The 21,627-nt window shown below is 71.8% G+C and carries 21 protein-coding genes and 1 tRNA gene; 10 read left to right on the top strand and 12 right to left on the bottom strand.

The features are described from left to right. The first annotated feature begins 45 nt into the window (after positions 1-45). From mfd to AA0005_RS16405, 10 genes are all read left to right on the top strand, one after another. Positions 46-3,624: a transcription-repair coupling factor gene (gene mfd / locus AA0005_RS16450; RefSeq protein WP_413451179.1), complete on the top strand. Its 3,579-nt coding sequence runs from the start codon at positions 46-48 to the stop codon at positions 3,622-3,624. Between the two features lie 103 nt (positions 3,625-3,727). Beyond that, positions 3,728-3,874, top strand: a complete 147-nt coding sequence (locus AA0005_RS16445; RefSeq protein ID WP_413451178.1) for a hypothetical protein — start codon at positions 3,728-3,730, stop codon at positions 3,872-3,874. Between the two features lie 76 nt (positions 3,875-3,950). Beyond that, positions 3,951-4,502, top strand: coding sequence for a hypothetical protein (locus tag AA0005_RS16440; RefSeq protein ID WP_413451177.1), 552 nt, complete (start codon positions 3,951-3,953; stop codon positions 4,500-4,502). Next, a complete protein-coding gene (locus tag AA0005_RS16435) occupies positions 4,499-5,146 on the top strand; it encodes a MazG family protein (protein ID WP_413451176.1) in 648 nt (215 codons plus the stop codon). The genes AA0005_RS16440 and AA0005_RS16435 overlap by 4 nt, the downstream gene beginning before the upstream one ends. 79 nt (positions 5,147-5,225) lie before the next feature. Continuing rightward, complete coding sequence (gene eno, locus AA0005_RS16430; protein WP_413451175.1) at positions 5,226-6,500, top strand: phosphopyruvate hydratase; 1,275 nt, start codon at positions 5,226-5,228, stop codon at positions 6,498-6,500. Positions 6,501-6,605: 105 nt separating this feature from the next. Beyond that, positions 6,606-7,250, top strand: coding sequence for an FtsB family cell division protein (locus tag AA0005_RS16425; protein ID WP_413451174.1), 645 nt, complete (start codon positions 6,606-6,608; stop codon positions 7,248-7,250). 40 nt (positions 7,251-7,290) lie between these two features. After that, on the top strand, positions 7,291-7,818 hold the full coding sequence (locus AA0005_RS16420) for a DUF501 domain-containing protein (RefSeq protein ID WP_413451173.1): 528 nt from the start codon (positions 7,291-7,293) through the stop codon (positions 7,816-7,818). Further along, on the top strand, positions 7,815-8,747 hold the full coding sequence (locus AA0005_RS16415; RefSeq protein WP_413451172.1) for an exopolyphosphatase: 933 nt from the start codon (positions 7,815-7,817) through the stop codon (positions 8,745-8,747). The genes AA0005_RS16420 and AA0005_RS16415 overlap by 4 nt, the downstream gene beginning before the upstream one ends. Positions 8,748-8,769: 22 nt before the next feature. Beyond that, positions 8,770-9,564, top strand: coding sequence for a uracil-DNA glycosylase (locus AA0005_RS16410; RefSeq protein WP_413451171.1), 795 nt, complete (start codon positions 8,770-8,772; stop codon positions 9,562-9,564). A gap of 28 nt (positions 9,565-9,592) precedes the next feature. Further along, positions 9,593-9,666: transfer RNA gene (locus tag AA0005_RS16405), tRNA-Leu, on the top strand. Here AA0005_RS16405 and AA0005_RS16400 read toward each other — a convergent pair. The 12 genes from AA0005_RS16400 to AA0005_RS16345 form a co-directional block, all read right to left on the bottom strand. After that, entirely contained in the window at positions 9,626-11,329 is a 1,704-nt protein-coding gene (locus AA0005_RS16400; RefSeq protein WP_413453114.1) for a recombinase family protein, read from the bottom strand. The genes AA0005_RS16405 and AA0005_RS16400 overlap by 41 nt on opposite strands. 182 nt (positions 11,330-11,511) lie before the next feature. After that, entirely contained in the window at positions 11,512-11,730 is a 219-nt protein-coding gene (locus AA0005_RS16395; RefSeq protein ID WP_144317201.1) for a hypothetical protein, read from the bottom strand. Then, positions 11,730-12,314 (bottom strand): hypothetical protein, encoded by a 585-nt coding sequence (locus AA0005_RS16390; protein ID WP_211346259.1) that lies wholly within the window; start codon positions 12,312-12,314, stop codon positions 11,730-11,732. Before AA0005_RS16390 ends, AA0005_RS16395 begins: the two co-directional genes overlap by 1 nt. A 12-nt stretch (positions 12,315-12,326) precedes the next feature. Continuing rightward, complete coding sequence (locus AA0005_RS16385; RefSeq protein ID WP_413451170.1) at positions 12,327-12,782, bottom strand: single-stranded DNA-binding protein; 456 nt, start codon at positions 12,780-12,782, stop codon at positions 12,327-12,329. 58 nt (positions 12,783-12,840) lie between these two features. Beyond that, a complete protein-coding gene (locus tag AA0005_RS16380) occupies positions 12,841-14,637 on the bottom strand; it encodes a type IV secretory system conjugative DNA transfer family protein (RefSeq protein WP_144317199.1) in 1,797 nt (598 codons plus the stop codon). Next, positions 14,634-15,074, bottom strand: coding sequence for a hypothetical protein (locus tag AA0005_RS16375; RefSeq protein WP_413451169.1), 441 nt, complete (start codon positions 15,072-15,074; stop codon positions 14,634-14,636). Before AA0005_RS16375 ends, AA0005_RS16380 begins: the two co-directional genes overlap by 4 nt. 116 nt (positions 15,075-15,190) lie before the next feature. Next, positions 15,191-16,750, bottom strand: coding sequence for an ATP-binding protein (locus tag AA0005_RS16370; RefSeq protein WP_259804122.1), 1,560 nt, complete (start codon positions 16,748-16,750; stop codon positions 15,191-15,193). Further along, on the bottom strand, positions 16,747-17,940 hold the full coding sequence (locus AA0005_RS16365; RefSeq protein ID WP_211346237.1) for a hypothetical protein: 1,194 nt from the start codon (positions 17,938-17,940) through the stop codon (positions 16,747-16,749). Before AA0005_RS16365 ends, AA0005_RS16370 begins: the two co-directional genes overlap by 4 nt. A 52-nt stretch (positions 17,941-17,992) precedes the next feature. Further along, positions 17,993-19,459: an SCO6880 family protein gene (locus tag AA0005_RS16360; RefSeq protein ID WP_144317196.1), complete on the bottom strand. Its 1,467-nt coding sequence runs from the start codon at positions 19,457-19,459 to the stop codon at positions 17,993-17,995. Positions 19,460-19,465: 6 nt separating this feature from the next. Beyond that, positions 19,466-20,971 (bottom strand): type IV secretion system protein, encoded by a 1,506-nt coding sequence (locus AA0005_RS16355; protein ID WP_144317195.1) that lies wholly within the window; start codon positions 20,969-20,971, stop codon positions 19,466-19,468. A 40-nt stretch (positions 20,972-21,011) separates the two neighbouring features. After that, positions 21,012-21,281: a DUF6112 family protein gene (locus AA0005_RS16350; RefSeq protein WP_062764860.1), complete on the bottom strand. Its 270-nt coding sequence runs from the start codon at positions 21,279-21,281 to the stop codon at positions 21,012-21,014. A gap of 78 nt (positions 21,282-21,359) precedes the next feature. Then, positions 21,360-21,626: a DUF6112 family protein gene (locus tag AA0005_RS16345; protein ID WP_144317194.1), complete on the bottom strand. Its 267-nt coding sequence runs from the start codon at positions 21,624-21,626 to the stop codon at positions 21,360-21,362. Position 21,627 lies beyond the last annotated feature (1 nt).

Genomic DNA, 21,627 nt, shown 5'->3' with positions numbered 1-21,627 from the left:
CCTCCCGGACGCGGGGCCGTTGTGCTGCCCACCTGTCGAGGACCCATGCGACTCACCGGACTGATCCCCCCGCTCCTCGCCGACCCCGCCTTCGCGCAGTCGGCCGCCGCGGCGAAGCACGGCGGCGAGCGGGTGGTGAGCATCCCGCTCGGCGTGCGTGCGGCTCTCGTCGCCGCGATCACGGGCGCCGACGACGGCGCGGACCGGCCCGTTGTCGTCGTCACCGCCACGGGACGGGAGGCCGACGACGCCGCGGCCGCCGTGCGCAACTTCCTCCCGCACGACGACGTCGCCGTCCTGCCCGCGTGGGAGACCCTCCCGCACGAGCGCCTGTCCCCGCGCAGCGACACCGTCGCCCGCCGCATCGCCGTCTTCCGCCGGCTCGCCCACCCCGGCGCCGGGCGCACCGGGCCGATCCGTGTGCTGGTCATGCCGGTGCGCGCGCTCCTCCAGCCGGTCATCAAGGGGCTGGGCGAGCTCGAGCCCGTCGAGCTCGAGGTGGGCGACGAGCGCAGCCTCGAGGACGTCGCCGCCGGGCTGTCCGCGGCCGCCTACTCGCGCGTCGACATGGTCGAGTCCCGCGGGCAGTTCGCCGTCCGCGGCGGCATCCTCGACGTCTTCCCGCCCGCCGAGGACCACCCGATGCGCGTGGAGTTCTGGGGCGACACCGTCGAGGAGATCCGCTGGTTCTCCGTCGCGGACCAGCGCAGCCTCGACGTCGCCGACCACGGCCTGTGGGCGCCGCCCGCCCGCGAGATGCTCCTCACCGGCGCCGTCCGCGCCCGCGCGAAGGCACTCGTCGCGGACATGCCCGGCGCCGCGGACATGCTCGAGCGGCTGAGCGAGGGCATCGCCGTCGAGGGCATGGAGTCCCTCGCCCCGCTCCTCGTCGACGGCCTCGAGCCCGTCCTCGACCTCGTGCCGGAGAACGCGCTCGTCCTCATGTCCGAGCCCGAGCGCATCCGCCGCCGCGCCCACGACCTCGTCGCCACGACCGAGGAGTTCCTCGCCGCGGCCTGGGCCTCGGCCGCCGCGGGCGGCACGACGCCGGTGGAGCTGCGTAGCGCCTCCTTCGCCACCCTCGAGGACACCCACGACCTCGCCCGCCGCCGCGGGCTGGGCTGGTGGGACCTCACCAGCCTGTCCGCGGAGATGCCCGACGCGCCGGACGAGGACGGCGAGGAGACCGCCGCCGTCGCCGCCCGCGACGTCGAGCCCTACCGCGGTGACCTCCCGCGCGCGCTGGCAGACCTGCGCGCCCTCACCCAGGACGGGTGGCGGCTGCTCGTCACCACCCAGGGACCCGGACCCGCCCGCCGCATGGTCGAGCAGCTCGCCGACGCGGACGTGCCCGCACGCCAGGTCGAGGACGTCGTCGAGGAGCCGCCCACCGCCGTCGTCCTCGTGACGACGGCGTCCGTCCCGCGCGGCTTCGTCGCCCCCGAGCTGCGGCTCGCCGTCGTCACCGAGGCCGACCTCACCGGCCGGGCCGGCACCTCGACCCGCGACATGCGCAAGATGCCCTCGCGCCGCCGCGGCGTCGTCGACCCGCTCGCGCTGCGGCCAGGCGACTACGTCGTCCACGAGCAGCACGGCGTCGGCAAGTTCGTCGAGCTCATTCAGCGCACCGTGGGCCGCGGCAAGGACGCGACCACCCGCGAGTACCTCGTCATCGAGTACGCCTCCTCCAAGCGCGGCCAGCCGGGGGACCGGCTCTTCGTCCCCACCGACTCCCTGGACCAGGTGACGAAGTACTCCGGCGGCGAGGCACCGAGCGTCAACAAGATGGGCGGCGCGGACTGGGCCAAGACCAAGAGCCGCGCCCGCAAGGCGGTCCGCGAGATCGCCGCCGAGCTCATCCGCCTCTACGCCGCGCGCTCCTCGACCAAGGGGCACGCCTTCGGCCCCGACACCCCGTGGCAGCGCGAGCTCGAGGACGCCTTCCCCTACGTCGAGACGCCCGACCAGCTCGTGACGATCGACGAGGTCAAGCGGGACATGGAGCGGGAGATGCCCATGGACCGCCTGCTGTCCGGCGACGTCGGCTACGGCAAGACGGAGATCGCTGTGCGGGCCGCGTTCAAGGCCGTCCAGGACGGCAAGCAGGTGGCCGTGCTCGTGCCCACGACCCTGCTCGTCCAGCAGCACTTCGACACCTTCTCCGAGCGCTACGCCGGCTTCCCGGTGGAGATCCGCGCCCTGTCACGCTTCCAGTCGGCCGCCGAGGCGGCCGAGACGCGGGAGGGGCTGAGCTCGGGCAAGGTCGACGTCGTCATCGGCACCCACCGCCTCATCACCGGGGAGGTCCGCTTCAAGGACCTCGGGCTCGTCATCATCGACGAGGAGCAGCGCTTCGGCGTCGAGCACAAGGAGACGCTCAAGCAGCTGCGCACCGACGTCGACGTCCTCGCGATGAGCGCGACGCCGATCCCGCGCACCCTGGAGATGGCGATCACCGGCATCCGGGAGATGTCGACGCTCGCCACCCCGCCGGAGGAGCGCCACCCGATCCTCACCTACGTGGGCCCCTACGAGGAGAAGCAGGTCGCGGCCGCGATCCGCCGCGAGCTGCTCCGGGAGGGGCAGGTCTTCTTCGTCCACAACCGGGTCTCCTCGATCCAGCGGGCCGCCTCGCGCATCTCCGAGCTCGTCCCCGAGGCGCGGGTCGCCGTCGCCCACGGGCAGATGGGCGAGCACCAGCTGGAGAACGTCATCCAGGACTTCTGGAACAAGGAGTTCGACGTCCTCGTCTGCACGACGATCGTCGAGACCGGCCTGGACATCTCCAACGCCAACACCCTCATCGTCGACCGCGCCGACACCTTCGGCCTGTCCCAGCTGCACCAGCTGCGCGGGCGGGTGGGCCGCGGGCGCGAGCGCGCCTACTCCTACTTCCTCTACCCGCCGGAGAAGCCGCTGACCGAGACGGCGCACGACCGGCTCGCGACCATCGCCTCCCACACCGAGCTCGGTGCCGGCATCCAGGTGGCGATGAAGGACCTCGAGATCCGCGGGGCGGGCAACCTCCTCGGCGGGGAGCAGTCGGGGCACATCGCCGGGGTCGGCTTCGACCTGTACATCCGGATGGTCGCCGATGCGGTTGCGGAGTTCCGCGGGGAGAAGGAGCAGGAGAAGGCCGACGTGCGCATCGAGCTGCCCGTCGACGCGCACGTGCCGCACGAGTACATCGAGCACGAGCGGCTGCGGCTGGAGGCCTACGCGAAGATCTCCGCCGCCGACGACGACGCCGCGGTCGAGGCCGTGCGCGCCGAGCTGGCCGACCGCTACGGTCCCGTCCCCGAGCAGGTCGAGCGGCTCTTCGCCGTCGCCCAGCTGCGGATGCGGGCCCGGGCCGTGGGCCTGAGCGACATCACCGCGCAGGGCAAGTACGTGCGCTTCGCGCCCGTCGAGCTGCCCGAGTCCGCCCAGCTGCGCCTCAAGCGGCTCTACCCGGGCACGGTGCTCAAGCCGGCCGTGCGCACGATCCTCGTCCCATTCCCCATGACGGCGAAGGTCGCGGGCAAACCGCTCCACGACGCCGCCCTGCTCGTGTGGGCGGGGGAGCTCATCGAGGCGGTCCTCACCGACTCCGTGGCCGCCGCCGCCCAGGTCGCCACCGCCTGACCTCCCGCCCCGCCCCGCCCGGCGCAACGGGGGCGCGTGCGGCGTGGCAGCCGTGGGGATGTCGGTGGTCGGTGTGACAGTGGGGGCGAGGGAAGGAGATGACATGAGCACTGCCACCGCACAGCGCCCCGCGGCCGAGGACATCGACCGCGACGGCATCGACGTCTACTGCCCGGAGGCCGGGGGCCCCAGCCGCACCCGCCACCTGTTCTGCGAGAGCTGCGGCGCCACCAACCACGACCTCCTCTGAGGGCCGGGGCACTGTGCCGCCTCCCGTACGATGGTGGGGGCCGGTGCGCCGCCGGCCGGACGAGGGAGGTAACACGGTGACATCGACGAGGCTGAGCCGCGGCATCGCCGCAGCCGCCCTGCTGACCGCGCTCACGCTCGGGGGCTGCTCCGCGAACCCCGGTGCCGCGGCGGTCGTGGACGGCGAGCGCATCACCGAGACCGAGCTCCAGCGCGCGGTCTCGGACTTCGCCGCCGTCACCGGCCAGCAGGTCGACGCCGCCGCCATGCTCGGCACCCTCGTCGTGGCTCCGGTCCTCATCGAGGTCGGCTCCTCCTTCGGCATCGGCGCCTCCGAGGACGAGGCCGTCGCCCTCCTCGACCAGCAGGCCGAGGCCGCCGGGCTCACCGCCCCGGAGGACGGCTACGGCAGCGGGGTCATCGACGTCGCGCTCATGACGCTCGTCAACCAGCGCCTCGCCACCGCCCCCGACGGCTCCCGCGCCGCGGAGGAGATCAACGAGCGCATCAGCCAGGCGGTCGTCGAGGTGAGCCCCCGCTACGGCGACTTCGACCCCAGCGGCCAGATCGTCCCGCAGACCCTGCCCTGGATCGCCGAGACCACCCCGCCGGCCACCCCCTTCGGGTGACCGCCCGCGGGGAGGTCCTGGCCGCCGTCGTGGCGGCCATGGACCGCCTGCGCTCGCCCGGCGGCTGCCCCTGGGACGCCGAGCAGACCCACCGCTCGCTGGCGCCCTACGCCGTCGAGGAGGCCTTCGAGCTCGCCGAGGCCGCCGAGTCCGACGACCGCGAGGCCCTGCGCGGCGAGCTCGGCGACCTCCTCCTCCAGGTCGTCTTCCACGCGCGCGTCGCTGAGGAGCACCCGACCGACCCCTTCGACCTCGACGACGTCGCCCAGGTCCTCCTCGACAAGCTCGTCCGCCGCCACCCGCACGTCTTCGCACAGGCCGACGGCGTCCGCTCGGCCGCGGACGTCGAGGTGGCCTGGCACGAGATCAAGAAGGTCGAGCGCAACGGTGAGGACGTCCTCGCCGGCATCCCGCTCGCCCTGCCCGCCCTCGCCCGCGCGCAGAAGGTCGCCCGCCGGCTGCGCCGCGAGGGTGTGGAGGAGGACACGCTCCTGGGCGCCCCGCCCTCCGGGCAGGAGGCGGCGCTGGGACGCGAGCTCATGAGCCTGGTCCTGCGGGCGGACGCCGCCGGCGTCGACGCCGAGGCCGCCCTGCGCGCCCACCTCCGGGAGCTCCACGACCGGCGCCGGCAGGGTCCCACCTGACGGAGGTCCCGATGCCCCGCGCGGCAGCGCGACTATCGTGGACCGCGACAAGTCAGACGTCGACATGAAGGAGACATCCGTGGCCAGCATCGAGGCCGTAGGAGCACGCGAGATCCTCGACTCGCGTGGCAACCCCACCGTGGAGGTCGAGGTCGCACTGGACGACGGCACCATCGCCCGCGCCGGAGTGCCCTCGGGCGCCTCCACCGGCGCGTTCGAGGCCGTCGAGCGCCGTGACGGCGACAAGGGCCGCTACCTCGGCAAGGGCGTCCAGGACGCCGTCAACGCCGTCGTCGACGAGATCGCGCCCGAGGTCCTCGGCCTCGAGGCCAGCGAGCAGCGCATCATCGACCAGACCCTCATCGAGCTCGACGGGACCCCCAACAAGGGCAAGCTCGGCGCCAACGCCATCCTCGGCGTCTCCCTCGCCGTGGCGAGCGCCGCCGCCGAGAGCGCGGGCCTGTCCCTCTTCCGCTACGTCGGCGGCCCCAACGCCCACGTGCTGCCCGTCCCGATGATGAACATCCTCAACGGCGGGTCCCACGCGGACTCCAACGTCGACATCCAGGAGTTCATGGTCGCACCCGTCGGCGCCGCCACCTTCAAGGAGGCGCTGCGCTGGGGTGCGGAGACCTACCACTCCCTCAAGTCGGTCCTCAAGAGCCGCGGCCTGGCCACCGGCCTCGGTGACGAGGGCGGCTTCGCCCCCAACCTCGAGAGCAACCGCGCCGCGCTCGACCTCATCCTCGAGGCCATCGACAAGGCCGGCTTCAAGCCCGGTGAGGACATCGCCCTGGCGCTCGACGTCGCCTCGACCGAGTTCTTCAAGGACGGCGCCTACCAGTTCGAGGGCAAGGCCACGACGCCGGCCGAGATGGTCGCGTACTACAGCCAGCTCGTCGCGGACTACCCGCTCGTGTCCATCGAGGACCCGCTGAGCGAGGACGAGTGGGACAGCTGGGCCGAGCTCGTCGCCGCCATCGGCACGCGCACCCAGATCGTCGGCGACGACCTGTTCGTCACCAACCCCGAGCGTCTGGCCAAGGGCATCGAGCTGCGCTCGGCCAACTCGCTGCTGGTCAAGCTCAACCAGATCGGCACCCTGACCGAGACCCTCGACGCCGTCTCCCTCGCCCAGCGCAACGGCTTCACCGCCATGGTGTCCCACCGTTCCGGCGAGACCGAGGACACGACGATCGCCGACCTGTCCGTCGCGGTCAACGCCGGCCAGATCAAGACCGGCGCGCCCGCCCGCGGCGAGCGCATCAACAAGTACAACCAGCTCCTGCGCATCGAGGAGGAGCTCGACGAGGCCGGCGTCTACGCCGGACGCTCCGCCTTCCCGCGCGCCTGAGCAACCGCGCACACCGGCCCGGCCCCCTTCGCGGGGGCCGGGCTGTTCGCAACTCACGTGCCCGCGCTACCGGGCGCCGTGCCGAGGGTGAGGGACGATGAGGGCATGACAGCGCGCCGCCCGACCGGTCGGCGCGGCACCGGTGGTGCCGCGCGGCCCAGCTCGGCGCGCCCCGCCTCCGCGCGCCCGGCCGGTGCGCGGCGCGGCGGCGACCACCGGCCCCCGGCGCCGGGCCGCCCCGCCGGCCCGAGCCGCGCGACCGGCTCCACCCGGCCCTCCCCGGCCGCCCCCGCGGCCCGCGCCGCGCAGCACGACCCCGGCGAGGAGGCCACCAGTCCGACGATCACGCTGCGGGGCCTCGGGCTCTTCATCGTCCTGCTCGTCGCCTTCATCGTCCTCGCCCCCACGCTGCGCCACGCGGTGGAGCAGCAGGAGCAGCTGCGCCAGCTCAACGCCGACATCGTGGCCGCCGAGAAGCGCAACGCCGCCCTCGAGCTCGAGCTCGAGCAGTGGCAGGACGAGACCTTCGTCCAGGCACAGGCCCGCGACCGGCTCGGCTACGTCATGCCGGGGCAGCAGACCTTCCGGCTCGTCGACCCCGAGACGGTCCTCGGGGAGGACACCGCCGAGGAGGCAGAGGAGTCCGGTGTGCCGGGCATGTCCGACGCCCCGTGGTACCTCGCGCTGTGGGAGTCGGTCTCGATGGCCGGCCAGGCGGTCCCCGGCCAGGAGGCCCCGCCGGAGGGCTGAGGGTTTCGTCGCCCGTCGCTCCGTGGGGGACAATCTCCCGGTGACCGACGCGCAGCCCGTCTCCCCGACCGTGACGCCCGCGGACCTCGAGGTCCTGGCCGAGCAGCTCGGTCGGCCCCCGCGCGGCGTCGTCGACATCGCCGCCCGCTGCGTCTGCGGCCGCCCCCTGGTCGTGCGGACCGCGCCGCGCCTCGACGACGGCACCCCCTTCCCGACGACGTTCTACCTCACCGCCCCCGGCGCCGTGCGCGCCGTGAGCACCCTCGAGGCCGAGGGCGTCATGCGCGAGATGACCGAGCGCCTGGCCACCGACGAGGAGCTCGCCGCCGCGTACACCGCCGCCCACGAGGACTACCTCGCCCGCCGCGCCGAGCTCGGTGCCGTCCCGGAGATCGAGGGCATCTCCGCCGGCGGCATGCCCACCCGCGTCAAGTGCCTCCACGTCCTCGTGGGCCACTCCCTCGCCGTCGGGCCCGGCGTCAACCCGCTCGGTGACGAGGCCCTGGAACGCATCCGGCCACGGTGGCGGCCGGACCGGTGCACCTGCCACGAGGGGGCCGAGCGATGACGCGCGTCGCCGCCATCGACTGCGGGACCAACTCCATCCGCCTCCTCATCGCCGACGTCTCGCGCCGCGGGCCGCTCGTCGAGGTCGTCCGCGAGATGGAGGTTGTGCGCCTCGGGCAGGGCGTGGACCGCACCGGGATGCTCGACCCCGCCGCCCTCGACCGCACCCTCGCCGCCGTGCGCCGCTACGCCGCGACCTGCTCGGAGCACGGGGTGGAGGCGACCCGCTTCGTCGCCACCTCCGCCACCCGCGACGCCGGGAACCGGCACACCTTCGTCGACGGCGTCCGCTCGCTGCTCGGCGTCGAGCCCGAGGTCGTCAGCGGGCAGGAGGAGGCGGCGCTGTCCTTCGCCGGTGCGGCGAGCGTCATCGGCGCCGACCAGGCCCGCCCGCTGCTCGTCGTCGACATCGGCGGCGGCTCGACCGAGCTCGTCGTCGGGGACGACGTCCCCCACGCGGGCGTCTCGATCGAGATGGGCAGCGTGCGGCTCACCGAGCGCCACCTGCGCGCAGACCCACCCACCCCGAAGCAGGTCAAGGCCGCCCGGCAGGACCTGCGCGAGGCCCTCGCGGAAGCCGAGACGGAGGTGCCGCTGAGCGAGGTGCGTACCGTCGTCGGCGTCGCCGGCTCCGTCACCACGGTCACTGCTCACGCCCTTGGCCTGCCCGCGTACGACCGCGCCAGCATCGACGGCGCCGAGCTGCCCACCGAGACCGTCCTCGCCTCCTGCGAGGCGCTGCTGCGCTCCACCCGCGAGGAGCGGGCGGCCATGGGCTTCATGCACCCGGGGCGGGTGGACGTCATCGGCGCCGGCGCGCTCATCTGGGGCGAGGTCGTCGCCACCGTCGCGCGCGCCACCGGCGACCTGCCCACCGTGCGCACGAGCGAGCACGACATCCTCGACGGCATCGCGCTGAGCCTGCGCTGAGCGGGCGCGGCATGATGGGGCGATGAGCTTCGTCCCACCGGGCAGCGGCTGGCCGGGCGACGTCGCCACGCCGCAGACGCCCGTGGCGCGGTCCGCGGCCGGCGTGCGGCGCCTAGCCGCCGGGAGCCCGGACCTCCGCACCCTCGACGCGCGGTCCACCGTCTGCCGCGCCTGCCCGCGCCTCGTCGCGTGGCGCGAGCACGTCGCCGACGTCAAGCGGCGGGCCTACGCCGAGGAGACCTACTGGGGCCGCCCGGCAGCCGGCTTCGGCGACCCGGCCGCGCACCTGCTCGTCGTCGGCCTCGCGCCGGCCGCCCACGGCGCCAACCGCACCGGCCGCCTCTTCACCGGCGACCGCTCCGGGGACTGGATCTTCGCCGCCCTGCACCGCGCCGGGTACGCCAACCAGCCCACCTCCGTGTCGGCCGACGACGGTCTGGAGCTCACCGGCGCACGCATGGTCCCGGCGGTGCGCTGCGCGCCCCCGGACAACAAGCCGACCCCGGACGAGCGGGCCGCGTGCGCGGGGTGGCTGCACCGCGAGATCGTCCTCGTCGAGGAGACGACGACGGCGGTGCTCGCCCTGGGCGGCATCGCCTGGCAGGCCACCCTCGCGGCCCTCGTCGCCCTCGGCTGGCAGGTGCCCCGGCCGCGCCCGGCCTTCGGGCACGGCGCCGAGGCGGTCGTCACCTCGCCCAGCGGCCGGCGCGTCAGCGTGCTCGGCTGCTACCACGTCTCCCAGCAGAACACCTTCACCGGCCGGCTCACCGAGGCGATGCTCGACGACGTCCTGGCCCGCTGCCGCGCGACCGCCTGAGGCCGCCGCGCACCTAGGATGGGGCGTCGCCCCCATAGCCCAATCGGCAGAGGCAGCCGACTTAAAATCGGCTCAGTGCGGGTTCGAGTCCCGCTGGGGGCACCCAACGCACAAGGCTCGAACCTTGGCCCGAGGAATCAAGGGCTGGGGTTCGGGCCTTGTCGGCGTTCTCTGCCCAGGTGAGCGCGTCGGCGTTGACCTCGGGGTCGAGCAGCATCTCGAAGGGCCGGTTGTTCTCGACGCGCAGTTCGTCGTCCTCCTCGATGTAGACCTTGGTGAAGAAGGCCTGGTTGCACAGGCGCCGGTTGGCGTCGTCGCAGCGGGCGTAGATGTCGGCGCAGTTCTCCAACAGGTTCAGGGCGTCGTCCAGGTGCGCGCGGGCGTCGGTGTACTCGCCGTGGTGGGCGTCGAGGCGGCGGTTCACCTGGTCGAGTTCTCCGGCGATGCGGTCTTGTTCCCGTTTGAGGACGGCGAGCGGGATCGCGTCGGCGTAGTGGGCCTGCATGAGCCGGTCTTGCTCGTGCTCCAGGCGGTCGCGGTTCGCGGTGAGCTGGGCGAGTTCGTCGGCTTCGGCGGACATCAGCCGGTCGAACTCGTGGTGCAGCATCCCGGCCAGAGCTTCGCGTCGGGCGGGGGTGAGTTGCACGCGCTGGTAGTAGTTCTCGATCAAGTGCTCGACGTCCTCGATGAGGATGGCCTGCCTCGTGCAGTCGGTCCGCTTGGAGTGCCGCCCTGAGCAGACGAAGTAGGGGTAGACGTTGCCGTGTCGGTTCTTCGCGTTTGACACGATGAGGCGGGACCCGCAGGCCCCGCAGTAGACGGTGCCTTTCAGGTAGTGGTCGTGCACCTGGGTTGCCTCGGATGCGCTCTTGTGCGCGGTGAGGACGGACTGCACCTGGTACCAGACCTCGGCCGGGACGAGCGGCTGGTGCGCACCCTTGTAGGCGACGCCGCGGTAGATCACGTCGCCCTTGTAGTACGGGTTCGTCAGCATTCGGTGTACCGAGGACACAGCGAGCGGTTTCGAGGGCCGCTTCGGGGTGGGAAGACTGACCAGCCCTCGCGACGTCAGCTCGTCGTGGATCTGGCTGACGGTCCAGTTCCCGGAGGCGTATGCCTTGTATGCCCACTCAATCAGCGGTGCCCGGTCGGGGTCGAGCTGCACCGTGCGAACTTCGCGGCCGAGCTCGTCGCGGGAACGGATGTTGAGGTAGCCGATCGGTGCCTTGCCGACCGTGCCGCCGGTGGCGGCTTTCTGCGTCATGCCCTTGATGACCTCGGTGGCGAGATTGCGGGAGTAGAACTCCGCGATCGTGGACATGATGCCGTGCAGCAGCATCCCGCTGGGGGTCTCGTCAATGTTCTCGGTCGCGGAGACGAGCATGACCCCGGCCTCCTGCAAGGCGAGGTGGATCGTTACGTCGTCGGCGCGGTTGCGGGCGAGCCGGTCGACCTTGTGGACGATGCAGTACGCGACACGGTTGCGCTTGACGTACTGGATCATCCGCATCAGCTCGGGCCGGTCGGCCTTGCGGGCGGACTCGCCCGCGTCGATGAACTCCTTCACGATGACCGCGCCGAGCTGTTCGGCCTTGCGGCGGTTGGCCTCGCGCTGGGCGGGAATGGAGAAGCCTTCATCGGTGCCGCCCTTCTCGGCTTGCTCCTTGGTGGAGACGCGCAGGTAGGACACCGCGAGTGCGGTGCCCTGGGGCGGTTCGATGAGACTGCGCACCGGGTCTGGAGTGCGCGCGGACGTGGTACTCATGGGGGCCTGCTCTCACGAAATCTCGGCCCTCGCGCTCGGGCTGAACGCCCGAGGGGTGCTGATCGTGAGAGGAAGCCCGAAAGCTCTAGGACTAGGCCGGAACGGCCACGTAAACGTTGCCCGCCGGAGCGGGGTTTGGGACCACAACACCACGTCGACGCGAGGCTTGCTTGTGCTCGATTCTACCCGGATGCCTGGTCGGCGACCATTGCCGGACGGTAGGTCTCCGGTATTGCGGCGGCGCGACGCTCGGCGCGCGATCGGCCGGTCTCCTGCAAGGTCAGCCGGATCAGAACCTCGGCGAGCTTGTGCAAGTCGGCGTCCTCGCGATGTACCGCGCGTACGGAGAATGAACGGTCCTCATAGCGGCGCCGGTCGGTCTTCTTGACGTAGGTGCCCATCAGTCGCGCAACTCCCCAGTGGCAGGGTCGAGGCCGGCGTAGAACTCGTCCTCGGCCTGCTTGCGGGCGGCGACGTCATCGAGGACGAACTGCACGAAGTCCTCGTCGCGGTTGGCGATGATCCGGTCCTCGACGGGCTCTGCCGGGTCCTCGCCGGGCCAGACGGTCTGCCGGGTGGGGCGGTCTCGGTCGAGGCGGGTGCCGCAGGCGGCGACCCAATCCCTGAGCCGCTGTCTGGCGTCGGCGAAGTCGCGGTGCCAGCCCAGCGGCGCGGAGGCGTTCTGCTCGCTGTCGTAGGCGGCCAGCCAGTGCAGGTGCAGGGCCGAGAGCTCCCAGACGAGCTCGGGGTGGCGGTGCCAGAACGGCGGCACCACCGATGCGGGCAGACCATATGTCGTGCGGAGCCAGTTGACCCACTTATTCAGCTCCAGCCACTCGGCCTCGGCTTCCTCGCTCGTCAGGAGGTTCCAGTTGATAGGGTGCGGCGGCTCGGGCAGCAACGACCCCTCGAACTCCTCGGGCGCCTCATCGAGGTCGGGCTCGTCACCCAGGTCCGGCGCGTCGCTGTCGTTCTCGTTCATCATGGTCACCGCCGGTCAGAGTCCGAGCGCCGGTGCGGCGTTGCGGGCCTCGCGGCGCGCCTCGGCATCGACGGACTGCCCCGCGGCTTCTCGCGTGACGGCGGGCTGGCGGCGGGTCCGCTTGACCTCGTAGCGGGTGCGGGCGAGGTCGTGGCCGAGCTTCTTCGCCACGAACTCCTCGGCTTTGACGACTTCGCCGTCCGGCGTGGTGTGGTCGTACTCGCGGACGTAGCCCTCTGCGACGAACTTGTCGCCCTTGGCGAGGCGGTCGTGCGCGCGTTCGGCGGTCTTCTTGAACGCGACGAGGTCGTGGAAGGTCGTCTCGGTCTGCGTGAACGACCCGTCCTCCTCACGGCGGTAGTGTTCCTGGCCGGTCTTGACGTACAGGCGCGCGTCGCCGCGCTCGGTGTAGGTGAGCTGCGGGTCGGAGGCGATAAACCCGGAGAGGGATTCCTGCGTGTGGAGAGCCATCGGACTGTCCTCATTTCTGACATCGACGGGCGGCCCCACAGCCGGGGCCGCCCTTGTGTCAGGCAGGTGCGCCCGGCTCCTCCAGCGGACGGCGTTGCAGCAGCGCCTCGATGCCGGCCCGGTCGGCCCGCAGTTCCTTCGCATCCGGCCGGTCGAGCCAGGTCCGCATCCTCGTGACTATGGGCGGCGCGGAGCGCAGCAGCACGAGCGCAGTCCCGAACGGCAACGTCCTGATCGTGTCGGGCGGCATGATCGGGACGCGCCGGATGGAGCGTTGCGCGGAGCGGGAGCCGTGGTCTCCGACCGTGGTGGAGTCGGTCACCTCGTCGCGCTCGCCGATGAGCGTGGTCAGGTCGTGCAGGTCGCGGCTGTTGGAAGCGCCGCCGAGGATGATCTTGACGATGGAGGCGTCCCAGATCGCGCCGGCGGCGTTCTCCGACCATTTCTCCCGCGCCTGAGCGAGGCTTTGGAGTACGGGCATGGTCGTGATCCCGGTGCCGCCGCCTTCGGCCATGAGCGTGGGCAGTGACGGTAAGGGGGCGAGGTTGCCGACCTCATCGAGGGCGAGCAGCAAGGGCGGGTCGAGCCTCGCGCCGGGGCTTCCGGCGGCGATGCGGCGGGCGGCTTCCACGACGTCTTCCACGAACGCCGCCACCAACGCCGCGCTGTTGTTGGCGCCGGCGCCGGTCGCCAGCAGGTAGAGCGTTCCGCGGGCACGGAGAAAGGCTTCGGGGTCGAAGTTCTCGCCTTCGCGCGGCGACACGGCGTCGAGCACGCGCGGGTCCGCCAGGGCGGCGAGGGCGAGGGAGACGCCTTGCCAGATGGAGTCGCGGGTTCTCGGGTCGGAGTCGATCATCGCCTGTAGCGACTCCGCCCACCCGACAGCCGCTCGTGGGTTCGCTGTCAGGATCGCGACTGCGTCCGCGGCGGCGGATGGGTCGAGGGTCCACCGGAACAGTTCACCCGGTGGGCGACGGTCGAGGGCAGCGGCGTGGAGCAGGGCTTGGAGGGCGGTGCGGGTCTTGCCTTCCCAGAACCCGCCGCCTTCGACTCCGCCTGCGGACAGGCCGGTGCCGGCGGCGAGTCCGGTGGCGCGGATCATCGCGGTCAGCGGGTCCTCGCACCCGCGGATGGGTGACCATCTGAGGCCTGCGGGGATGCCTTCGGCGAGGTGCTGTGGGTCGAACACGGCGACCGGGCCGATGCGCTCGCGGGCGCGGAGAGTCGCGGTGAGGTTGTCCGGCCGGGTCGAGGTGGTGACGACTGCGCCGGGTGCGTCGAGGATGGTGTTGATGACGATGTGGGCGCCCTTCCCGGACCGGGGCGGGCCGATCAGCAGGATGCTGTCCTCCACCGATGCCCACACGCTCTTGCCGCGCGACTGGCCGATCCGGTAGCCGACGTCCTCCGGTGTCGGCTTGTGGAGCGAGGGTCGCAGGTGCCCGGCCCGGCGCAGCAGCGCGGTCTCGGAGGCGGCCTTGGTGACCTCGGTGCGGGTGGCGATACCGGGGATGCGGTAGGGGTCGTTCTTGACCTGTCGGCCGTGCTCGCGGAAGAACCGCCACCCCCAGCACCCTGCGCCAGCGGCGGCGAGGATGAGGACGGCGGCGGTGATCCAGTACGCCACGACGTTCAGACCGGGTGCGCCGAGCGCGGCCGCCGGGTCGCCGGGGTTGAGCAGCACGCCCAACCCGGCCTCGACTCCGCCGGCGGGTTGCCCGGTCCCGGTGATCCACGCGGCGACCGAGCCGGCGCCGCGGAGGATGGCGGCGAGGATCGCGGCGCCGATGAGGAGGCCGATGCCGAGGTTGCTCAGCTCGTCCCCGAGCGATCCCGTCGGCCTCGGGGTGGTCATTCGGGGTGCCCGATCGTGAGCGTCCCGGAGACGCGGCCGAGCAGGATCACCTCTCGGGTCGGGCTCACGGCGAGCTGGTCGGCGGTGAGCAGGCCGCGCATCGCGCCGTCCGGGGCGGCATCGCCGTGGGCGATGACGACGGCGATCGCCACGTCCTCGCCCGGCACGAACCCCTCGCCGTGGAGCGCCACGAGTTCGGGCGGAGCACTCGCGACCGGTGGCTCAGGTGCGGGGGCGGGTTTTGGTTCGGTGCGGCGGCGTCTGGTCGGAGTGATGATGTCGGTGAACGTGCTTCCGTCCGCTTCGCGCACCTCGACCCGCACCGGCGAGCGGCGCTGTTCGGTGAGCTGGTCGAGGACGGCGGCGAAGTCCTCTCGTCGCCACGGAGGCGCGAACGGCTCCGGCTCGAACGGCACGCCGTCGACGGTGACCGTCATGCGTCCGTCGTCGGTGATCGTGATGACCACGAGCGGGAGAACGACCGGCACAGCCTCGACCTCGTCACGGTGAACAGACGCGGGCATGATCGTGCGCTTATAGCGGGGCCGGGCCATCACGCCGCACCGCCCGCGGCGGGAACCGTCAGCGAGGCCGACGGTTCGTCATTCTCAACGGTGAACTTCCCGGTTTCTGCGATCATGCGGCTCGTGGTGTCGAAGGCGGCGAACTCGGCGGGGTGGAGTTGGTGCTGCACGACGAAGGAGCGGTCCTTGATGCGCCACAGCCCCTGCCCGGTCCCCAGGCCGGGAAGCAGCTTCTGCTCAGTGCCCGTGAGGCCGAGCGCTGTTGCGGTGGAGCCGAGCTGGTCGGCTTCCTGCCGGTAGACGATCCTGGTCTCCGCGTTCGCCAGCAGCGACGATGCGAGGGCGCGCATGGCGGAGCCCTGGTCGCCGACGTTGTCGAGGTCGGAGAGCTTGTGGAAGATCAGCATGTTCGCGATTCCGAAGTGCCGGGCGAGCCGCCACTGGGCGTCCATACGCCGCAGGAGGGACGGGTAGGCCATCAGGCGCCAGGCTTCGTCGTAGATCACCCAGCGTTGCCCGCCTGCCGGGTCGGACAGGGCCGACTCCATCCACGCCGACGAGCACGTCATCAGCACCGAGATCAAGGTGCTGTTCTCCGCGACCCGGGACAGGTCGAGGGACACCATTGGCAGGGACGGGTCGAACCTGACCGTGGACGGGCCGTCGAACAGTCCTTGGAGGTCGCCCGCGACGAGTCGGCGCAGGGCGTGGCCGACGAGCCGACCGTCTTCCGCGAGCCGTCCATCCGCGTCGTCGGCCGAGGTTGGGGTAAGGATGCGGTCGACGACCATCGGCAGGATCGGAACCTCCGCGCTCCGTACCGCGTCTTGGAGGGCGAGGTCGATCGCGGTGTGCTCCAACGGCGTCAGCGCCCGGTCCAGCACGGTCTCTGCGAGGGCGCCGATAAGGTCGCGGCGGCGGGAGGCGACCTGCATCGCCCACTCGCTGTCGGACACCGCGGATGGCCTATGGCCCTCATCGAGAGGGTTGAGGCGGTTGGAGAGGCCGTGGCCGAGGATGATTGCGCGTCCACCGACGGCTTCGGCGACGGCGGTGTGCTCGCCCTTCGGGTCGCCGGGGACGTAGACGCGTCGTCCGAACGGGAGCGAGCGCGTGTAGAGCGACTTTGCCAGGCTCGACTTGCCGGAGCCGACGATGCCGGCCAGGACGACGTTGGGGGCGGTGATGATCCCGCGCCGGTAGAGCACCCACGGGTCGTAGACGAACGACCCGCCGGAGTAGAGGTCCTGCCCGACGAAGATCCCCTCCGATCCGAGGCCGCCTTCGGCCAGGAACGGGTACTGCCCAGCCAACGTCGCACTCGTGTCCTGGTGCTTGGGGAGACGGAACCGGCCCGGCGTGCGCAACGCCGCAGGCCCCGGCTCGCCAGCGGCGGGCAGGTAGGTCGTCGCGCGCCGCTCGGCCTGCTCCGCCTCCCACAGGGCCTTCGCCTCGGCCTTCCGTGCCTTGCGGGCGGTGGTCTCGATTCGGGTCGCAGCCTGCCGGCGGTCCTTACGGGCCCGGCGTCGTTCGCCTTCGGGGCCGACGAGCACGGCCGTGTGCAGGCGGCCCTCGTCCTGCGCGGTCACAGCGCGAGCCCCCGGCCCTGCGCCGTGGCGGCACCGGGGCGTCGAGTGAACCAGTCGCCCGCGCCGCGCTCGCGGTTCGCCGCCTGGGTGTTCGCGCGTGCAGGCTGGTGTGCGACGCGCGCCGACGCCGCGGTCGACGCGGGCGCGGGAATCGGGGTGTCGATGCCGAGGAGTGCCGGGTCGGGCAGGGCGCCGTGCTCGCGCAGTAGCGAGACGTGGCCGAGGAACGGGTTGTAGGTGAGGGTGTAGACGTCTCGGGTCGCTACCTTGTCGAGGGCACCGGTCGGGGGCTCGTCGTAGACGTAGCCGTTCTCGAGCGCTGTCTGTACGGTCTCCTCGCCGTAGTCGAACCCGGCCAGGTGCTCGATCGCCGCGTCCGTGCCCTCCCGGTCGATGAGGTCCAGCACCTCGTAGGCCTCGGAGCCTTGGAGGAACACGACGCTGATCCACCGCACGCCCGCCGCCTCCCCAACGGTGGGCGCAGGGCCCTGCGGGCCGCGGTCGGCCAGCTCGGTCAGGGCGTCGGAGTTCTGCCGGGCGACGTCGGCGGTCCACTCATCGAACGGCCCCTCATACGCCGTGCCGTTGTCGGTGGCGTGTTGGTGCGCATCGCCTGCTGCGGTCAGGTAGGCGGCGAGGTCACGCAGCGCCCGCTCCGGTGAGACAGGCGCGCCGGCCCCGGTAAACAGATCCCGCCCTTGGATGCTCTGCCCGCTGTCCCGGTGCTCGATGAGGTAGGCGTAGCGCTGGTGCTGGCCCAGCGGCTCGTCCGGCCACACCGTCAGCGTGAGCGTCCCGGCCTGCACGCTCGTACGCCCCGCCCCCGCGTCTGCGGGGTCGGGTGCGGGGTGCCAGGCGATACGCCCGGAGTGCTGGGAGGCGGCGTCGAGCCGCCAGGCCACGGAGTCCAGGAGTGTGCCGGCCTGGTGCAGCTCGTCCGCGGCCGCGAGGGCCGAGGTCGCGCCGGTGGCCTGGTTCCCGGCGTCGTCGTGCGCGCGGGCACGGGGAGCGATATGGGCGGCGGCGAGCTGATCCAGTACCTGCCGCAGCGACCGGACTCCGGACAGCAGGTCACCGATCACTGGGTAGGTGTCGGCCGGGTCGGTGAACTGGCGGGTTGCGTGGGCCAGGCCCCGCAACGCGGCGGACGCCTCCGTGGCGTCCGCGACGGGGTTATCGAAGGTAGGCATGAGCGTTGTTCCTCACAGAAGCGTCGGATGGTTGGTGGGCAGGTGCGCCGGGTCAGACCGGCCGGCACAGCGGCAGCGCAGCGGCGGTGAAGGCCTGGGCTTGCTGGCCGACGAGGCGGCGGGTCTCGCAGGAGGCTTGGATCGCGGCCTGCTCGACCGCGGCGACCGCGGCGTCGAGCTCATCGACGGTCGGCGCGGAGACGGACACGAGGCCGGAGACGCGCAGGACGCCGTGCCCGGCGGTCAGGTCCGCCTCTTGCTGGAGGACGTCGTCCAGTTCGGCGCTGGTGGCGGCGTCTTCGATCTGCCCGATCTTGCGCCGCTGCGCCTGGTCGCTGATGAGTTCGGTCTTCTTCTTCCGCAGGTCCCGCGCGGCCTGATCGGCGCGCACCGGCGTGTAGTGCAGGGCGAGGGTGCGGAGGATGCCGTTGGACAGCACGAGCGGGGCAAGGAACCCTGGGTAGACCTGCGAGCGGGGCCACTCACTGATCCACAACACCGCATGGAACGCACTGTCCGACCGCAACCGATCCCACGTCTCGGTCACCGCTACCGGGCCCGCCGTCGCCAGATCCCGCCCGAGGTCGCCATGCCGTTCTAGCGCGGGAGCGGCGGCCGGGTCGTACGCCGAACGCAGGATGACGGCGACCTCGCCGGGCGTGAGCCACCCCGTCGAGGTGAGCTCCGCTGCGCGCAGCGCCGTCGTCAGCGTGGTCATCTCCTGCCGGAGCACCGCGGCGGCACCGCGCATCCCGCCACCGGAAGTCCTGATCTGCCGGCTCGCGGCCTTCATGTCCAGCGCCAGGCTGATCGTCGTGGCGTGGCGTTCCCCGGCGGGGCCGGCGCGCTCGATCAGCTCGGCGTAGGTGGTCGCGGCCCAGGACCCGTCGTCGGTGCCGTGCGTGCGCCACCACTCCGCCAACCCCGTTCCCGAGTCCGGCAGCGTCCGCTCCGACACCTGGATGCGGGCGATGCGCCCCGAACGGCAGGCCGCGGCGAGGACGCGCCCCCACCCGGAGACCCTGCGCTGCTGCTCACCGGGATCGAGGAGCACGAACGCCGGATGCGAGACGCCGAGGATCGCAGTCAGCGTCTGCGCGTGCGGGTCTTGGATCATCGCCGCCCCGGTCTCGGGGTCCTCCCATTCCCGCAACGGTGCCGCATCACCCGGAAGCGCGAGCGTCCCGGCAGGTCTCGGCTTGATGACGCGGCGCCGATAAATGAGCTGCCCCAGATACGTGCGGGCGATCCAGCGGGCCACGATGGGCACCCACTCGATCACCTTCCGCCCACCCGCGGGGATCACCGCGAGCAGTGCTGCGGTGGCCCATACCGGGGCGGTCCAGGCGAAGGCCAGGCCGCCGCCGAGGTAGAGCGAGAAGACGACTGTGAGCACGGCGATGCCGAGGACGATGAGTTGCGGCAGCGACAGGCCCAGCATGATCCCGCGCTTGGTGAGCCGGGAGAACTGCACCGCCGCCAACGGGTAGTCACTGTTCGCGTGCGTGTTCGTAGACATCGCAGGTCACCCCTTCCCGGTCGGCTTGGACGACGGCGGAGGTGGCGGGTCCGACCGGCGCCGAGGCGCGGGCGAGGACTCCGCCGAGCCGGTGGACGGCCCGGACGGCGGCGCCGAGGACGGAGCGGCCGGGGGCGGCGTCGACGGTGCGGGACGCTGCGGCGGGGTGCCTTGCGATGGTGGAACCAGCGGCGGGGATGCCTGCTCCGTGGCCGCGCCTGCCTGACTGTCGGCCGCTCCACCGACCGCATTGCCGGCCTTCGGGCCGGCGGTCGCCGCGCCCTTGACCACCGCACCGCCGACGACGACCGCAGCACCCACAGGGCCGGCGGCTGCACCAGCACCCGCAGCGCCCGCTGTCCCGGCCCCGGCACCAGCGGCGGTGCCAGCTCCCGCTCCTGCCCCTGTCGAGGAAGCGGCGGCTCCTGTGCCCGCTGTGCCGGCTCCCGCACTGGTGGGCGCCGCCGACGAGGAGGTAGGCGGCGGTGTTGGACTACCGCCTCCTCCGCCACCGTTCGAGGGTGCGCTGCCGGAGTCGGTGCTGCCGTCGAGTACCTTCTTGGCCGTGTCAGCCTTCGGCGCAGACGGCACTGGGACAGGCCGGTTCAGCGCCGACTTCGCCTCCTGCTCCGACGACATCGCGTGGTACATGTCGAACCCGACGAAGGACAGGAACTTGTACGTGATGTACGGGGCGAACGCCGCGATGAACATCAGCGCGACGCCGGCGATCGGGTCGGAGATGGATGCCAGGTCCGCCTCGATGGGGGCGGAGACCTGGCCGATGGCGACGAGGAAGATCACGACGAGGACGAGCTTGGAGAAGATGAGGGCGATGACGAAGGTCGCCCATTTGGCGAACCATCCCTTGGTCGCATCCCATGTCGCCCCGGCCAGGGCGACCGGCCCGAACACGATGGCGACCAGCAGCAGGGCTTTGCGGATGAGCAGCGAGAACCACACGATCGCCGCCGCGCTGATAGCGAGTCCGGCGAGGAAGATCGTCAGGATCGCGCCGACACCGGGAGCGGTGATGTTGATGGTGGCCAGGCCTGCGGCGAGGAGCCCGATCTGGGTCCCCATCCCTTCCATCGTGTTGCCGGTGGCCTGGACGATCCCGACCGCGAGCTGGTCGGTCACTTCCAGCAGCAACGCGGTCAGCGTGATGACCAGGAACGATCCGAGCACGCTCTTGGCGAGACCGAGGGCGGCACGGTTGAGGGCGGTCGGGTCGCGGTGGATGAGCCCGGTGATGAGCTGCAAGCAGAAGAACACGAGCATGATGAAGACAGCGACGCCGAACAGGACGTTGTAGACGCCGATGTACTCGGCGCTGGTGACGTCCACGAGGGTCGTGGTGTCGAAGACCCACCAGACCGCCTCGAACAGCCACGCGGCGGCACCGGCCATCGCTTGGGCGAGCCAGTCGAACGGGGCGGCGATCAGGGAGGCGGTGCCTTCGCCCACGGCGTCGCAGACGGAGGAGATGACTGGGACATCGCAGACGCTCACCGCAGCCACCCCCGCGGCCGGGAGTCATGTCGGGTGGTCATCACACGGCCTGCCCGACGCCCCAGAAGAAGTTGATCAGCGTCACCGCGGCACCGCAGATGATCGCCGCCCCGCAGCTCACGAGAACGCCGACCTTGCCCCTGCTCGCGAGGTGCGGGTTGGAGGAGTTGGCGCCGAAGCCCCACACGATCGCGCTGACGATGAGCGCGAGGACGGAGAGGATGAGGCCGACGGTCATGACGGCGCCGACGATGATGCGCAGTTGCTCGATGCCGGGAAGACCGGATGAGTTGGGGTCGATGTCGATCACGGGGTGCTCCTGACTATTGACGAGAAGGGGTTCTCGTCCGTCAGGTGCACCCCGCGATCCCAGCGGCGGCGGAGGTAGTCAGAGTTGGGTGCCGACGTCCAGCAGGAAGTTGAGCCACGCGACGCCGGCCCCGGCGAGAGCGGCGGCGCCGACCGCGACGAACAGACCCGTGCGAGCCTTGGTCGCCGCCTGATAGTTGCCGCTGGATGACGCGATCGCCCAGATGATGGCGCAGACGATGAGCATGAGCACGGCGGTGACGAGCACGAACATGAGCAGCGCGCCAACGATGGCGCGGAGGTCGGCGGCGCCGCCGACGCCGCCGAAGTCGGGGAACACATCCATG

This window comes from Georgenia phoenicis (genome assembly GCF_047302425.1).
GTDB lineage: Bacteria > Actinomycetota > Actinomycetes > Actinomycetales > Actinomycetaceae > Oceanitalea.
The sequence above is the reverse complement of the archived record's forward strand: the minus strand, read 5'-3'. Positions and strand labels throughout refer to the sequence as shown.